The organism is Streptomyces sp. NPDC096193, from assembly GCF_040302905.1.
GTDB lineage: Bacteria > Actinomycetota > Actinomycetes > Streptomycetales > Streptomycetaceae > Streptomyces.
In genome coordinates this window covers 285,576-300,825 of sequence record NZ_JBEOSJ010000001.1, presented here as the reverse complement: position 1 = coordinate 300,825, position 15,250 = coordinate 285,576, and the positions used below count along the sequence as shown (strand labels likewise).

At 70.4% G+C, this 15,250-nt stretch carries 11 protein-coding genes and 1 pseudogene; 6 read left to right on the top strand and 6 right to left on the bottom strand.

Features of this window, described 5'->3' with window-relative positions:
* Window positions 1–176 precede the first annotated feature (176 nt).
* The 3 genes from ABTX78_RS01385 (at window position 177) to ABTX78_RS01375 (ending at window position 4,482) form a co-directional block, all read left to right on the top strand.
* Window positions 177–551: a hypothetical protein gene (locus ABTX78_RS01385; protein ID WP_352204751.1), complete on the top strand. Its 375-nt coding sequence runs from the start codon at window positions 177–179 to the stop codon at window positions 549–551.
* A 73-nt stretch (window positions 552–624) separates the two neighbouring features.
* Entirely contained in the window at window positions 625–2,034 is a 1,410-nt protein-coding gene (locus ABTX78_RS01380; protein ID WP_352204750.1) for an NADP-dependent succinic semialdehyde dehydrogenase, read from the top strand.
* Window positions 2,035–2,055: 21 nt separating this feature from the next.
* The gene (locus ABTX78_RS01375; RefSeq protein ID WP_352204749.1) at window positions 2,056–4,482 is read left to right on the top strand and encodes a phosphoketolase family protein; all 2,427 of its coding nucleotides are present in this window, start codon (window positions 2,056–2,058) and stop codon (window positions 4,480–4,482) included.
* Window positions 4,483–4,632: 150 nt separating this feature from the next.
* Here the strand turns inward: ABTX78_RS01375 and ABTX78_RS01370 are convergent, their stop codons facing one another.
* The gene (locus ABTX78_RS01370) at window positions 4,633–5,112 is read right to left on the bottom strand and encodes an Lrp/AsnC family transcriptional regulator (protein WP_352204748.1); all 480 of its coding nucleotides are present in this window, start codon (window positions 5,110–5,112) and stop codon (window positions 4,633–4,635) included.
* 73 nt (window positions 5,113–5,185) lie between these two features.
* Between ABTX78_RS01370 and ABTX78_RS01365 the strand changes: the two genes are divergently transcribed.
* On the top strand, window positions 5,186–5,665 hold the full coding sequence (locus ABTX78_RS01365; protein WP_352204747.1) for a DUF2000 domain-containing protein: 480 nt from the start codon (window positions 5,186–5,188) through the stop codon (window positions 5,663–5,665).
* Between the two features lie 18 nt (window positions 5,666–5,683).
* Here ABTX78_RS01365 and ABTX78_RS01360 read toward each other — a convergent pair whose 3' ends face one another.
* On the bottom strand, window positions 5,684–6,655 hold the full coding sequence (locus ABTX78_RS01360) for an NADP-dependent oxidoreductase (RefSeq protein ID WP_352204746.1): 972 nt from the start codon (window positions 6,653–6,655) through the stop codon (window positions 5,684–5,686).
* A 157-nt stretch (window positions 6,656–6,812) separates the two neighbouring features.
* Between ABTX78_RS01360 and ABTX78_RS01355 the strand changes: the two genes are divergently transcribed.
* The gene (locus tag ABTX78_RS01355) at window positions 6,813–7,199 is read left to right on the top strand and encodes a winged helix-turn-helix transcriptional regulator (protein ID WP_352204745.1); all 387 of its coding nucleotides are present in this window, start codon (window positions 6,813–6,815) and stop codon (window positions 7,197–7,199) included.
* A gap of 95 nt (window positions 7,200–7,294) precedes the next feature.
* Here the strand turns inward: ABTX78_RS01355 and ssuE are convergent.
* Window positions 7,295–7,848: pseudogene (gene ssuE, locus ABTX78_RS01350) on the bottom strand (NADPH-dependent FMN reductase).
* Window positions 7,849–8,423: 575 nt separating this feature from the next.
* On the opposite strand from ssuE, the gene ABTX78_RS01345 reads away from it, so the two are divergent.
* Window positions 8,424–9,629, top strand: coding sequence for a Rieske 2Fe-2S domain-containing protein (locus ABTX78_RS01345; protein WP_352204744.1), 1,206 nt, complete (start codon window positions 8,424–8,426; stop codon window positions 9,627–9,629).
* A gap of 20 nt (window positions 9,630–9,649) precedes the next feature.
* Here ABTX78_RS01345 and ABTX78_RS01340 read toward each other — a convergent pair whose 3' ends face one another.
* From ABTX78_RS01340 to ABTX78_RS01330, 3 genes are all read right to left on the bottom strand, one after another.
* The gene (locus ABTX78_RS01340; RefSeq protein WP_502993721.1) at window positions 9,650–10,843 is read right to left on the bottom strand and encodes an SGNH/GDSL hydrolase family protein; all 1,194 of its coding nucleotides are present in this window, start codon (window positions 10,841–10,843) and stop codon (window positions 9,650–9,652) included.
* A 17-nt stretch (window positions 10,844–10,860) separates the two neighbouring features.
* Window positions 10,861–13,293 carry a glycosyl hydrolase family 95 catalytic domain-containing protein gene (locus ABTX78_RS01335; protein ID WP_502993720.1) on the bottom strand — a complete coding sequence of 811 codons (2,433 nt, stop codon included), beginning with the start codon at window positions 13,291–13,293 and terminating at the stop codon, window positions 10,861–10,863.
* 92 nt (window positions 13,294–13,385) lie between these two features.
* Window positions 13,386–15,245, bottom strand: a complete 1,860-nt coding sequence (locus ABTX78_RS01330; protein WP_352204742.1) for an alpha-galactosidase D — start codon at window positions 15,243–15,245, stop codon at window positions 13,386–13,388.
* Between the last annotated feature and the right edge of the window lie 5 nt (window positions 15,246–15,250).

Genomic DNA, 15,250 nt, shown 5'->3' with positions numbered 1-15,250 from the left:
ACCGCCCCGCGCTCCCGCACCGCTACAGCCACCCCCCGCCGGTGGCCCCATACAGCCCCGGCCCCCACACGCATCGGGTTCGCCGCCGAGTGCATCGCGCCCCCACCGACGCGAACCCATCCACAGTCGGCCCTCAACGGCCCCCGCGAACACCGCACGGAGAGCGAGGAATCACGGTGAACAGTGCCGAACAGAGCTCCACACCTGTCGTGGTGAGCATCACCGGCTGCGCCAAGGAGGACGCCGACAAGGTCTTCCGGGCGCTGGGACAGTCGCATGCGTCCGACCGCGACGACGGGGACGCCCCCCAGTACGTCTCGGGCGATCACGCGACCGTGTGGACGGCGACGTTCGACGTCTCCGGTACACACACGGCCCCCGGACCCGTAGAGCTGTCCGAGCCTGTCGAGGCCGAGATCCAGGGCGGCTACTGGGCCGTCGACCGGATCCAGGAGACTCTCGCCTCCGCCTTCACCGTGGAGGAGCAGGGCATGGCGGCGGGTGACCAGGAGAAGGACGTACAGCTGCGGCTTTCCAGCGGCGGCAGCTGACGGCCGTCCGCCGCTGGCGGACGGCCGGCGGCGCGCACGTGTCGAAGAACCGAGTTCGAGGAGGACAGTGCCCATGCCCATCGCCACGGTCGACCCGGCCACCGGTGAGACGCTCAGGACCTTCGACGCGCTCGGAGCCGATGAGATCGAACGGCGTCTCGCGCTCGCGAGGAACGCTTTCGCCGAACACCGACTCACCGACTTCGGCCGGCGCGCGCAGCTCCTGGACCGAGCCGCCGATCTGCTGGGCGACGACGAGGAGGAGATCGCCCGCGTCATGACCACCGAGATGGGCAAACCCATCGCGGCGGCACGTGCGGAGGCGGCGAAGTGTGCCAAGGCGATGCGCTGGTACGCCTCCCACGCCGAGAAGCTCCTCGCCGACGAGCACCCCGACCCCGCCGACGTGAAGGACTCCGGGGCCTCCCGGGTCATCGTCCGCTACCGGCCCCTCGGTGTCGTGCTCGCCGTCATGCCCTGGAACTTCCCGCTCTGGCAGGTCATGCGGTTCGCCGCCCCGGCTCTGATGGCCGGCAACGTCGGACTGCTCAAGCACGCCTCCAACGTGCCGCAGACCGCCCTGTACTTGGAGGACCTCTTCCTTCGCGCGGGCTATGCCGAGGGGTGCTTCCAGACCCTGCTGATCGGTTCCGGCGCCGTGGAGGACATCCTGCGCGACAGCCGGGTGGCCGCGGCGACCCTGACCGGCAGTGAGCCCGCCGGCCGTTCGGTGGCCGCCATCGCCGGCGACGAGGTGAAGAAGACCGTTCTGGAGCTCGGCGGCAGTGACCCGTTCATCGTGATGCCGTCCGCCGACATCGACCGTGCCGCGGCCACGGCCGTGACGGCCCGGGTGCAGAACAACGGGCAGTCCTGCATCGCCGCCAAGCGCTTCATCGTGCACACCGACGTGTACGACGCCTTCGTGGAGCGCTTCACCGCCAGGATGCGCGAACTCACCGTCGGCAACCCGATGGACGAGTCCGTGCAGGTCGGCCCGCTCGCCACCGAGCAGGGGCGCGCCGACCTCGAGGAGCTCGTCGACGACGCGCTGGAGCGCGGCGCGACCGCGCTGTGCGGCGGCGGACGCCCCAAGGGACAGGACCGGGGCTGGTTCTACGAGCCCACCGTCCTGGCGGATGTGACCGAGGAGATGCGCATCCACCGCGAGGAGACGTTCGGCCCGGTGGCCACTGTCTACCGGGTGGCCGACGCGGAGGAAGCCGTCGCGCTCGCCAACGACAGCCCGTTCGGTCTGAGTTCCAACGCCTGGACCCGCGACGCGAGCGATGTGCGCCGGTTCGAGCGGGACATCGAGGCGGGTGGCGTCTTCTTCAACGGCATGACCGCCTCGCACCCCGCACTGCCCTTCGGCGGTGCCAAGCGCTCCGGCTACGGCAGGGAGCTCTCGGACCACGGCATCCGCGAGTTCTGCAACATCACCACGATCTGGCACGGCGCAGCACCCGACCGCGCGAGCTGACGCCGACAGGAGCCCACACCCATGGACGACGCCACCGCACCCGCCCCGGCACGCCTCAGCGACACGGAACTGGCCGCTCTGGACGCCCACTGGCGGGCAGCCAACTACCTCGCCGTCGGCCAGATCTACCTGCTGGCCAACCCGCTGCTGACGGAGCCGCTGCGACCCGAACACATCAAACCGCGGCTGCTCGGTCACTGGGGCACCTCACCCGGGCTGAACCTCGTCCACACCCACCTCAACCGGGTGATCAAGGCACGTGGGTTGGAGGCCCTGTGCGTCTGGGGACCGGGCCACGGCGGCCCGGCCGTCCTCGCCAACTCCTGGCTGGAGGGCACCTACTCCGAGACGTACCCCGACGTGAGCCGTGACGCGGCGGGGATGGAACGGCTGTTCCGGCAGTTCTCCTTCCCCGGCGGGGTGCCCAGCCATGTCGCCCCCGAGACGCCCGGATCCATCCACGAGGGTGGCGAGCTCGGCTACGCACTCACCCATGCCTACGGCGCGGCCTTCGACAACCCGCACCTGGTCGTGACGTGCGTGATCGGCGACGGAGAGGCGGAGACCGGGCCGCTCGCCGCGTCCTGGCACTCCAACAAGTTCCTCGACCCCGTCCACGACGGTGCCGTCCTGCCCGTCCTGCACCTCAACGGCTACAAGATCGCCAACCCCACCGTCCTCGCCCGGCTGCCCGAGGCCGAGCTGGACGACCTGCTGCGCGGCTACGGTCACGAACCCCTGCACGTCACGGGTGACGACCCCGCGACCGTGCACCGTGCCATGGCGGCGGCGATGGACAAGGCGCTCGACCGCATCGAGGAGATCCAGCGCACCGCCCGCAGGGACGGCGTGAAGGAGCGTCCCCACTGGCCGATGATCGTCCTGCGTACCCCCAAGGGCTGGACCGGACCCGCGGAAGTCGACGGCCTGCCGGTCGAGAACACCTGGCGCGCCCACCAAGTGCCGCTGTCCGGCGTCCGGGAGAACCCCGAACATCTGCGGCACCTCGAAAAATGGCTGCGCTCCTACCGCCCCGGGGAGCTGTTCGACGCCGCCGGCCGGCCCGTCCCCCAGGTGCTCGCCTGCGTCCCGGGCGGCGAGCGGCGCCTCGGCGCGACACCGCACGCCAACGGCGGACTCCTGGTCCGCGAACTGCCGTTGCCCGCCCTCGAAGAGCATGCCGTCGCCGTCGACAAACGGGGCGCCACGCTGCACGAGCCCACCCGGGTGCTCGGCACCCTGCTGGCCGACGTGATGCGGGCGACCGCCGAACGACGGGACTTCCGCGTCGTCGGCCCGGACGAGACGGAGTCCAACCGTCTCGGCGCCCTGTACGACGTCACCGACAAGGCCTGGCAGGCCGAGGTGTACGCCACCGACGAGCATCTCGCCCGCGACGGCCGGGTGATGGAGGTGCTGTCCGAGCATCTGTGCCAGGGCTGGCTCGAGGGCTATCTGCTGACCGGCCGCCACGGCCTCATCTCCAGTTACGAGGCCTTCGCCCACATCGTCGACTCCATGGTCAACCAGCACATCAAATGGCTCAGGACCTCCCGCCGGCTGACCTGGCGCCGGCCCATCGCCTCGCTGAACTACCTGCTGACCTCACACGTCTGGCGACAGGACCACAATGGTTTCTCGCACCAGGACCCGGGCTTCGTCGACCATGTCCTCAACAAGAGCCCCGAGGTCGTCCGCGTCTATCTCCCGCCGGACGCCAACACACTGTTGTCGGTGGCCGATCACGTCCTGCGCAGCCGGGAGTACGTCAACGTCATCATCGCCGGCAAGCAGCCCACCTTCGACTGGCTCAGCCTCGACGAGGCCCGCGCCCACTGCGCGCGCGGTGCCGGAGCGTGGGCCTGGGCGGGTACGGAGGACGGCACCCGTGAACCCGACGTGGTGCTCGCGTGTGCGGGCGACGTACCGACCCAGGAGACGCTGGCGGCCGCGGAACTGCTGCGACGGCACGCCCCGGAGCTGTCCGTACGGGTGGTCAATGTCGTCGACATGGCCCGGCTCATGCCGCACGAGGAACACCCGCACGGCATGACGGACCCCGAGTTCGACGCCCTGTTCACCCGGGACCGGCCGGTCGTCTTCGCCTACCACGGCTATCCCTGGCTGATCCACCGCCTCGCCTACCGCCGCGCGGGCCACGCCCATCTGCATGTCCGCGGCTACAAGGAGGAGGGCACCACCACCACGCCGTTCGACATGGTCGTCCGCAACGACCTGGACCGCTACCGGCTGGTGATGGACGTCGTGGACCGCGTCCCGGGGCTCTCCGTCCGGCTCATCGCGCTCCGTCAGGCGATGGCCGACATGCGCAACCGCCACCACGACTGGATCCGCGAGCACGGCACGGACATGCCCGAGATCGCCGACTGGACCTGGGGCAGCTCGGCGGGAACCGAGGAGGTGCACGCCTGGCGGGGCGGTTCCTGACCGACCCGCGGCACGGGGACGTGGCCGGCTCCGGCAACCCGGGCACCTGCGACCACAGCGGGAGCCAGGGGGACCCCGACCGTCGCTGGGGCCAGGGCATCTCCGACCGCACGGGCGCCCGAGGGGCCGCACACAGCGGGCGCCCGGCGCTCAACCCGTCCGGCGCCGCGCCGCCGGAGCCGTGATGGCGCGGGACTGCACATGCTCGTACACCATGGTCGACTGCACGTCCGCGACCTCACGGCGCTCGGTGAGCCGGTCGATGACGAAGGCGTACAGGCCGTTCACATCGGGCACGGCGACATGGATGAGGAAGTCGAACGGCCCCGAGGTGACGAACAGGCCGATGGTCTCCGGCAGTTGGGCCGCCCATTCGCGGAACCCCTCGATGACCGGACGGGACGGCGGTCTGATCCGGACCGAGATCAGGGCCTGCACCGGCCGTCCGACCGCCGTCAGGTCGAGCGCCGCGTGATAACCGCCGATGACGCCGCGCTCGCGCAGCGACTTGACCCGCTCCAGTGAGGTGGAGGGGGAGACACCGGTCTTGGCCGCCAGATCGCGGTTCGTCTGCCGTGCATCGTGCTGCAGCTCCCGCAGAAGAGCCCAGTCGAGCGCATCAAGTTCCATGAATACTCTCCTTTGCCTGACGACGTTCGGCAGAACTCCATAGAGTACGCATGAGTGATTAGCGTTTCGCGGTATGACCGATCACCACAACGTGGCAGCCGCTCGGCTGCCCCGGACCGACGTACGCACCGACATCCCGACCCGCCGGGCGCCGCTGAAATGGGTCGTCGTCGTCGACGAGGACCTGCCCGCCGGGAGAGCGGCGAACGCGGCGGCCTGTATGGCCGCGGCGGTGGGCAAGGCCCTGCCCGACCTCCTCGGCAGCGACGGCGAGGACGGCTCCGGCACCCCGCACGCCGGTCTGCCCTGGGCGGGCTGCTCCGTGCTCGCCGCCGACACCGCGACCGTCCGGGAACTGCGGGAGAGGGCCGTCGGCAAGGAGGGCTTCTTCGTCGCCGACATGCCCGAAGCCGCACAGACCTCACGCGTCTACGACGAATACCTCGACCAGCTGGCCGGCACGAAGAGGGAGGACCTGACCTACCTCGCCGTCAGCTTCGTCGGTCCGCGCAACCAGGTCGGCAAGCTGGTCGGCAAACTGGCCCTGCTCTGAGCCCGCCCGGAACCGCGGTCAGCCGGCCACGTGCAGTACCAGCTTGCCGCGGGTACGGCCCTGCTCGCCCCGGCGGTGCGCCTCGGCCGCCTCCGCCAGCGGCAGTACGTCCTCGACCTCCACCCGGACCGTGCCCTCGTCGATGAGCGCGGCGATGCGGGCGAGTGAGGGCCCGTCCGGCTCCACCAGGTACGGCTTCGCCATCAGGCCCCGGGCCTCGGCGGCGGCGACCAGTTCGGGGGAGACGCCCGACGGCACGGCGACCAGCGTCCCGCCGGGGCGCAGGGTCGCCAGCGACCGGGTGCTCGTCTCCTCCACACCGTCGCCGATCAGATCGATGACGACGTCCACGTCCTTCACCGCGTCCTCGAACCGGACCGCGGTGTAGTCGACGAGCTCGTCCGCTCCGAGCGAGCGCAGCCAGTCGTGCTTCGCCTCCCGCGCGGTGCCGATCACATGCGCGCCGAGGTGCTTGGCGAACTGCACCGCGAAGTGGCCCACGCCGCCCGCCGCCGCGTGGACCAGGACGCGCTGCCCCGGCTCGACCCGCGCGGCGTCGACCAGTGCCTGCCAGGCGGTGAGCCCGGCCAGCGGCACGGCGGCTGCCAGGTCGTGGCCGACCGTCGACGGCTTGCGCACGAACTGCCGTGCCGGAGCCGTCACATACTCGGCGTACGCACCGGCCTGGCGCGGGAACCACGGCATGCCGTACACCTCGTCGCCGACCTCCAGGGTGTGGACACCGAAGCCGACCGCCTCCACGACGCCCGAGACGTCCCAGCCCAGAACGAACGGCGGCTCACCGAGGACGCCGGCCATGCCGCCGCCCTCCCGCGTCTTCCAGTCCACCGGGTTCACACCGGCCGCGTGCACGCGCACCAGAACCTCGGTGGGCAGCGGCTCCGGCCGCGCCACCTCGGCGAGGCGCAGGACATCCGGACCCCCCAAGGTGTCCTGGGTGATCGCGCGCATGGTCGGGCTGCTGGTCATGTACATCTCCTGAGACAAGTGCCGGGTGTGCGGGCGCACGGCCCCGGCGAGCTGATCGACAACGCCGGAACGCTACCCGTGGGGTAGTGGTATCCCGCAAGGGCGTCTACTATCCCGGGGAAAGTATCGAGGTCACAGCCCTACCGAGGAGACGTCCATGCCCATACCCTGCACCACGGGCCAGCACGCGGACCACGATGTGTACGCGTCCCTGTGCCCGTGCCGGGACGTTCTCGACCTGCTCGCGGGCAAGTGGTCGGCCCTCGCGATCGGCGCCCTGGAGGAGGGCCCGCAGCGCTTCGGCACGGTGCAGCGACGGCTCCAGGGTGTCAGCCCCAAGGTGCTGACCAACACCCTGCGGAAGCTGGAGGCGCACGGCTTCGTCGAGCGGACCGTCTACCCGGCCGTGCCGCTGCATGTCGAGTACGCGCTCACCCCGCTGGGCCGCGGTGTCGCCGAACCTCTCGGACGGCTGCGTGACTGGGTGGAACTGCACCTCCACGAGATCCGCGGCACGGACTGCGAGACCCCGGCCCTGGTCTGACGGGCCGGGGAGTCGACAGCCTCCTCTCCGGACACGGAACAGCCGGACAGCACGAACTCCTCGACGCCACGGCGGCAGGCGGCTCGCGGGAGTCGTCAGCCGGCCGCCGCTGGCACGGCGGTCCGGCCGAGCGCGGACGAGAACTGGTCGACGGCGTGATCGAGTGCCTCGGACGCGTGCGGCGCGATGGCGAGCCCGCCGTTCTCCTGGACGGTGATGTCCTGGTCGAGCGTGAACCAGCCCTCGCCACATGGGCCGCGCCCATCGAACTCAGCACCGGCCGCAGGGCGTAGTCGATGGCCAGGACGTGCGCGGTGGTGCCGATCGTCGCGAGGGGCAGCGCGGTCTTGCCGGTGAGCGCGTACTGCGGCAGCAGATCGAGCAGCGCCTTGAGCACACCGGAGTACGAGGCCTTGTGGACCGGCGTTCCGATGACAACTCCGTCGGCGCGCGCGAAGAGTTCGGCCGCCGCCACGATCGCCGGATGCCGGAAGTCGGCGCCCAGCAGCGCCTCCGCCGGGACGGTGCGGACATCGAGCGGGAGCACTTGATGGCCCTGGAGAGCCCGTCGTGTGTCCAGATGGCGCAGCAGACGGACGGTGCGGGAGGTCGCGGAGGGACTGCCGGAGACGGACAGGACGGTGGCCATGGAAATTCCTTCGGGGGAGTGGGCGGGCCGACTGCTGCTGCGTCATCTCGATGCATTCGGGCAGGCGGAACGAACATGCGGGAACAGCTGAATTCAGGCGCACAACCATGGAGGAATGGCGCGGAATTGTTCATACGCCGGCAACAAGGGAAATCCCCGGACCCGGAACCCCTGGAGGGGCCGGCGGTGCGGGGATTCGGCCCGTCAGCGGGCCGCGACGCAGCAACAAGAGGCGCTGGAGACACGGGCGAGGTCGACGTGGCGTCGCCGTGTGAGGTCCAGTCGCGTCTGCATGTCCACGATTGCAGTAGGCAACGACGGCGAGTCAAGCAATCCGTGATCGGTCTCGTATACCGGACCCCCGGTCGCCTCGCGCCCGACCATCGGGCCGGCCCTTAGCATCCGGTGCCGTGAACCGCATCCCGTCCGGCCCGGCTGCGGGCCGGACGGCCAGATGATAGGACGGTCCTGAGGGTCGGCAGCGGACGGGACAGCAGCTCAGCACCTCCGGCGTCCCCTTCCCTCCCGTTTCCCCTCCGGTACCCAATGACCTGCCTGCACGGAGAGGCTCGCTCATGGCCGAGGAACAGTCCGCATCGCATGGGACAACTGCGTCCGGGGCGACGAACGGCACGTTCGCCGCGCGCGACCGGGAATTCGGGGCTGTCACCGACCTTCGGCGTACCGGTATCGACCCGAATTTCTGGTACCCGGTCGCCGTGTCGAAAAGTGTCCGCAAGAACAAGACCTTCGCGGCCACCTTCGCCGGTGAGCGGATCGCCCTCTATCGCGGCGAGAGCGGCAAGGTCTACGCGCTGGAGGACCGTTGCGCCCACCGCCAGGTGCCTTTGAGTATGGGCGTCGTGGAGGGCGAGGCCCTCCGCTGCTGCTATCACGCCTGGGCCTACCGCGGAAACGGCCGAATCTCGCAGATTCCCTATCTTCCCAAGGGGGTCGACCGGCCGCCGCGCGGTGTGCGCGCCTATCCGATCCGTGAGGCCTACGGCCTCGTCTTCGTGTTTCCCGGCGACCCGGAAAAGGCGGACACGACAACGCTTCCCGAACTGCCGGAATTCGCCTCGGCCGGGCACAGGACCATGACGTTCTCCCGAACCGTGCGCTGCCACTACACGTTCATGCACGAGAACCTCCTCGACATGAACCACCAGTTCCTGCACCGGGGCGTCCTCGGCAGGATCCAGCCGAAGCTCCTCGGATTCGACACGGGTCCGCGGTCGGTGGAGGCCCGGTACCTGTTCGTTCCCGCCGGCGGGAAGAAGGACCGCGGTGCCGGTCTGCTGTCCGCCGAGGGTGTCGGCGGCGCCGATTCGCCCGACGTCGTCACCATCCGCACCGAGTACCCCTACCAGACCCTCCGGACGGTCCCGCAGAACGCCGAACTCCCCGCGTTCTCCCTGTGGGCGGCCTACGTACCCGAGGACATCGAGCAGCGCCTCACCCACGTCTACGGCCTGCTCATGATCGCGAAGCCGCCGATCCCCGGGGCCCTTCACGTCGCCTGGCCCCTCATCCGCCGTTTCACGGAACGGGTGTTCGCCCAGGACCGGATGGCGGTCGAGGCGGAGCAGCGGGCCTGGGACGAGCAGGGCGCGGACTGGAACCAGGAGATCTTCCCCCTGATCCGCGACGTCCGCGACGTGCTGCGCACCAACGGGGTGCCCCTCCGCCCCGAATCCGCGCTGTGCGGCGCCGCCGCGCTGTGCGGCGACGCGATGCTCAACGCCGCCGCACCGCACGCCGGTCGGAGCCACGCCGGCTGACGCGGATTGCGCGGCAGTGCTCAGTCGGCGCACTCCAACGCCGTGAGGTCGACCGCGTCGGCCATCGCCTGCATCCCCTTGTCGTTCGGATGCAGATGGTCGCCGCCGTCGAAGGTCGGCAGCAGCCTTTCCTCGTCGTACGGACTTCTCAGCGCCCGGTCGAAATCGGCCACCGCGTCGAACAGGCCGCTGGTCCGGATGAAGTCGTTGACCTCCTTGCGGACGGCCTCCTCGGCGGGGCCCCACTCGGACCACCCCTTGAACGGCAGCACCGTCCCGCCCACCACGCAGGTTCCCGCCGCCCGGGCCCGGGCGGCGATCTCGCGGTAGCCGGAGACGAGGTCGGCGGCCGCCACCCCGGAGCGGGCCTTGATGTCGTTGATGCCCTCGAAGACGACGACGGTGCGGACGCCCGCCTGCGACAAGACGTCCCGGTCGAGGCGGCGCAGGGCGCTCTGTCCGGCGCCGTCCGCGAGTACTTTGTTGCCCGAGATCCCTTCGTTCGCCACGCCCCGCACGCTGCCTCCGGCGGCCTGGAGCCGGCCGGCCAGATAGTCGGGCCAGCGGCGGTTCCTGTCCACCGACGACTGCCAGCCGTCGGTGATCGAGTCTCCGAGGGTGACGACCGCACCCGTGCCGGGCGCCGCCTCCACGGTGAGTGCGTCGAGGTAGAGCCAGGAGCCGTGCTGCTCACCGAAGTTGTCCGCGCCGGTCTCGGCAGCATGGTCGCCCGTTGCCGCGTACGACGTCTGCATGGCCATGCCGTGACCGGTCGCCGGACCCCCCGCGTCCCGGACGTGGAGACTGATCGCCAGATTGCTCCGGGCCTTCACCTGCCCCGGCAGCGGGTCGCTGTAGCGGACTTCGCCGGGTGCGAGCGTCACGGACCGGGAGCCGGCGAAGGTCAGCCCACGGTTGCTCCCCGGCACCAGCGCGGCTCCGTGCGCGGGGACGCCGGCGTAGGCGGCCCCGAAGGTCACGGGCCGGTCCCCGAACGCGTTGGACAGCCGGATCCGCAGTCCGCGTCCACCCGTGCTGGTGTGGACGACGAGGCGGAGGCTGCGGTCGGCGACGGCGTCGCCCATCCGGTCCGCGCTCGCCGCCCAGGTCACCACCTGCGCGCGCACAGCAGCCGGCACCGGCGCGGTGGCCGGTACCGAGGAGGCCTGTCCCGGCGTGCAGAGAGCGAGGACCAGCGCAGACCCGAGGAGCACGGCCCGGCGCCGCGCCCTCACCCGAAGTCCCGCAGGGTGACGGACTGCCCCGGCCGCAGCGTGACCGTTCGGGACGAGCCCCGCGACGACACCGCGGTCGTCCGCCCGCCGACGCTGGTGAGCCGTGCCCGGTCGACCGTGCCGTCGCTCCAGTCGAGGTCGACGACGAAGCCGCCCCGGACACCGACACCGGTCACGGAACCCGACGCGGCCCAGGCGGCGGGCAGTGCCGGCAGGAGTTCGACATGGCCGGGGCGCGCGTACACGAGCATCTCGATCACGGCGGACGGCGTGCCGAAGTTGGCGTCGATCTGGAAGATGCCGCGCCCCTTCTCGACCTCGTAGATGTCGAAGAGGTTCATCGCCGTGCCGTTGACGCCACCCGTGGACGGCCGGAGGTTGTTGGCGAACAACTGGTACGCGTTCTCCGCCTTCTTCAGGCGCGCCCAGCACAGCGACCGCCAGGCGTTCGCCCAGCCGAAGCTCTCCGTGCCGCGTGCGGTGAGCAGGGCCGTGGCGCCGTCGAGGAGTTCACCGGACACGGCTCCGGGCCGTATGCGGTCGCCGGGGAACAGCCCCATGAGCGGCGAGAGATGACGGTGTGTCGTCTCGCCGAGGTTGTCCGGCGACATCCATTCCTGGAGCCACCCGGTCTTCGGACTCACCTCCGGCAGATACAGCCGCTCCTGCATCGCGCCCACCGTCCGGCTGTACGCGGCGTCCCTGCCCAGCACGGAGCACGCCTGGCGGTACTGATCGAACAGCGCCCACACCACCTCCTGCGCATACGTGTTGCCCCGGGTGTCCTGCGGCCCGTGCTCGGGCGACCAGTCCCGGTCCGCCACCAGAATCTCTCGCGGGTCGCCGGTCTCCCGGTCGGTGACCGTCGTCGCCACGAGCCGTGTCTCCCAGAACTCGCAGGCACCCTTCAGCAGCGGGTGGATACGGGCCAGATACGCCGTGTCCAGGGTGTACTCGTAGTGCTCGAACAACGACATGCACAGCCAGGCGTTGCCGGGCGGATGCCACCACCACCCGAGACCGCCGTGCACATTGGTCGAGTACGCCACGGTCCAGCCCGCGACCTCGCCGGAGGTGTTGCGGAAGCGGTTGCGCGGGTCGTTGAACAACTCCTGGGTGAGCTTGCTCCACGACGGCAGCTGCGCCAGGCAGTAGTCCGCCAGGGCGTCGAAACAGCGCGAGAGGCCGGTGCGGTCTGCCATCCAGTAGTTCATCTGGATGTTGACGTCGCTGTGGTAGTCGCCCATCCAGTCCGGGTCGTTGCCGTCCAGCCACAGGCCCTGGAGGTTGAGCGGAAGTCCGTCCCGCGATCCCGAGATCATGAGGTAGCGGCCGTACTGGACGTACAACGCCTCCAGTTCCGGGTCCGGCTCCGCGTTCTGCGTACGGGCCTTCAGCCGCTCCCAGGTGTCGAGACGTCGCTGCTCGTCCGTCGACTCCCCGAGAGAGAGGCTCATCCGGTCGAACAGGGCCCGGTAGTCGGCCACATGGGTGTGCAGCAGCGCCGTGGAGGACTGCCGGGCGGCGGCCGCCACCTTCGTGCGCGCGAGTGCTGCCGGGTCCAGATCCGGATCGCGGTAGTCCTGGGCCGCGTTCGGCGCGTAGTTCGTACCGCCGGTGACGACGACCGTGAGCTCCGAGCAGCGGGAGAAGGTGATCCGACCGCCCCGCACCGAGACGGAGCCGCCCCGGCCGGTCGCGGTGACGGCCGCGCCGTAGCGCAGCCCGTTGTCGAAGGCGTCGCCGAACCAGAGCGTGTCCCGTGAACCGTCCGCCTCCGTCGTCTCGCCGTGGGTGCCGTCGAGACCGATGGAGCCGGTGTAGCGGCCGCCGCCGCGCTGGATGAGGCGGACGACGATCACGTCGTCGGGCTGACTGGCGTAGATCTGCCGCTCGTACGTCACGCCCGCGCGGGTGTACTGGGCGCTGACCAGGCCCTGGCTGAGGTCGAGGCTGCGGCGGTAGCCGGAGACGCCCTGGAGTTCGTGGTCCGGTATGTCGATCGACAGATGCGTGAGCTGGGTGAAGCTCCCGAAGTTCTCGCGGGCGTAGGGGAATTGGCCGTCCTGGTCGAGTGTGCCGTTCCGGTGTCCCGTCCACAGCGTGGCATCGGTGAGGTAGACCAGCTCGCGGCCGGGATCGCTGGTCACCAGTGCGCCGATCCGGCCGTTGCCGACCGGGAGGGCCTGCTCGATCATCTTCCGCTCACCGGCCGGCGCGCGGTACCACATCAGGGTCGTCGCACCGGGGGAGAGCATCGGGGAGACGGTGGGCCGGACCGGAGCCGCGGTGGCGGTGAAGGCAGGGAGTCCGCCGAGAGCGGTCGCCGTGCCGAGGGCGGTGGCGAGGGAGAGGAATCCCCGGCGGCTGGGCTGTGCGGGTCTGTGCGGGTGCTGGTCGTCCACGAGGCACTCCGGTGATCGGGGCATGACAGGGCGGAGGTTGGCGAGGACCGCACGAGACGTGGGACCTCGGGGAGGAGCGGGCGGCCGGGGGCGGTCAGGCGCCCCCGGCCACCGGTTCAGGACCGCTGCTGCTGCGGGACGTCGATCCGGTCGATGTCGGGCGAGTAGCCGGAACCGCTGTCGAACGTGATCGTGTTGCTGCCGGCCTTCAGCGTGACGGGGACGCTGATCCTCTCGGCCGCGCCCCAGCCGCCGCTGGACGGGAAGCCCCAGGTGGCGCCGGGCGCGCCGTTCGCGCCGATCCGGATCTGCCGCGGGTCTCCCGAGGTGTAGGAGACGTTGAGGACGTAGGTGCCGGCCTTCCGGACGACGACCTCGTTGAAGCGGAGCGAGCCGCCGACGTACAGGTTGCCGACCTTCTTGCCGCCCGAGCACTCGTCGCAGCCGGCGACGGACGCGTTGCCGGCGAGCGTGTTGGCCGGGGCCTCCGCCTCGTAGGCCGTCATCGCCGGGGCGGGCCCGCCCGGCTGTACGACGAACAGCCGTGAGCCGTGGGCGGGTACGGCCTGGGTGATGCCGCCGTTGTACCGGCCGAGGTTCTCCTTGTTCCACACGTCGCGCACGGAGGCCCGGCCGCCGAAGCCGAGGCTGGACCAGTCGGCCGTGACCGCGGCCGGTGCGTCACCCAGGTTGAACAGGGCGACCGTGTACGTCCCGTCCGGGTTCTTCGCGCCCCACACCTGGCCGTCGCCCGCGGTCACCGGCCGGGCCGCCGGCGAGGCCTGCTGATTGAGCTTCAGCACCTCTCGGTTGGTGAGCAGGGACAGGCCGTAGGAGTCCAGCCCGGTGAGGTCGTCACCCGTGTACAGCGGCGACTTGGAGATCGCCCACAGGGTCATGTAGCTCTGGCGCTCGGCCTTGGTCAGCCCGTCCATCGCACCGTTGCCGACGTTCAGGGAGTCCAGGTCGTTGAAGCCGCCCGGGCCCCCGTGCCGGGTCCAGGCCGGGGTGTCGCGCCACCGGTCCTCGACGGAGTTGTCCCAGGTCACCAGTGTGTTGCAGTAGCACTCGACATCGGTGTCGATACGCCAGCCGTTGGAGTGCTTCTTCCAGTCGGCGATGTAGTCGACGTCCAGCGACCACGAGAGTTCGAGGTGGATGGGACGCCCGGCGGTGGCGATGGCCTGCTTCCACGCGGCGATGTCGGCGCGGTTGTCGTAGTTGTCACCGCTCTTGAAGGAGCCGGGGCCGACGCCGTCGATCTTGAGGAAGTCGTAGCCCCAGTCTGCGAACAGCTGCGCCTGGGAGTCGATGTACTTCTGGGCGCACGCCCGCGAGAAGTCGATCTTGTACGCGCTGTCCCAGCCGTTGGTGGTGCGCAGATCGCTGTGTACGATGTCGCCGGTGGTGCAGCCGGGGGCGTTCCAGATGGGCACCTTGCCCTCGCCGTACCCCTCCTTCTCCAGCCCGACCGGCAGATAGATGCCCGCCTTCAGGCCCTTGGAATGCAGGCGGTCGGCCACCGCCTTCATCCCGCTCGGGAAGCGCTCGGGGTCGGCCTGCTGCCGGCCGTACGCGTCGAAGTGCGGCTTCCACTGCCAGTCGCGCCACCAGCCCGCGTCGATGTTGACGTATTCGTAGCCGTAGGGCTTGAGCTTGGCGGCCATGGCGTCCGCCTGCTTGAGCACGTTGGCCTCGGTGAGATAGCTGTAGTCACCCCGCGGGTTGAGGCCGGGGTACTTGCTGGACTGCATGGACCAGCTGGTCCATCCCATGTACGGCTTCTGCGCGAGGGCCTCCTGAGCGGGGGCTTCCTGTGCGAGGGCTTCCTGCGTCGCCGGCGCGTGCGCGGCGGCGACGGCGGGGGCCGGTCCCTGTGGCGATGCCGTGGGTCCGGTGGGGGGTGCGGCCGAGATGAGGGCGGTGGCGACGGCGAGTGCCATGGCTCCTGAGGTGAACGCTGCGGGGGACAGCATGGGGC

Coding starts and splice junctions, on each gene's coding strand:
- ABTX78_RS01380 (WP_352204750.1), top strand. CDS start 625: ATGCCCATCGCCACGGTCGACCCGGCCACCGGTGAGACGCTCAGGACC.
- ABTX78_RS01375 (WP_352204749.1), top strand. CDS start 2,056: ATGGACGACGCCACCGCACCCGCCCCGGCACGCCTCAGCGACACGGAA.
- ABTX78_RS01370 (WP_352204748.1), bottom strand. CDS start 5,112: ATGGAACTTGATGCGCTCGACTGGGCTCTTCTGCGGGAGCTGCAGCAC.
- ABTX78_RS01365 (WP_352204747.1), top strand. CDS start 5,186: ATGACCGATCACCACAACGTGGCAGCCGCTCGGCTGCCCCGGACCGAC.
- ABTX78_RS01360 (WP_352204746.1), bottom strand. CDS start 6,655: ATGACCAGCAGCCCGACCATGCGCGCGATCACCCAGGACACCTTGGGG.
- ABTX78_RS01355 (WP_352204745.1), top strand. CDS start 6,813: ATGCCCATACCCTGCACCACGGGCCAGCACGCGGACCACGATGTGTAC.
- ABTX78_RS01345 (WP_352204744.1), top strand. CDS start 8,424: ATGGCCGAGGAACAGTCCGCATCGCATGGGACAACTGCGTCCGGGGCG.
- ABTX78_RS01335 (WP_502993720.1), bottom strand. CDS start 13,293: ATGCCCCGATCACCGGAGTGCCTCGTGGACGACCAGCACCCGCACAGA.
- ABTX78_RS01330 (WP_352204742.1), bottom strand. CDS start 15,245: ATGCTGTCCCCCGCAGCGTTCACCTCAGGAGCCATGGCACTCGCCGTC.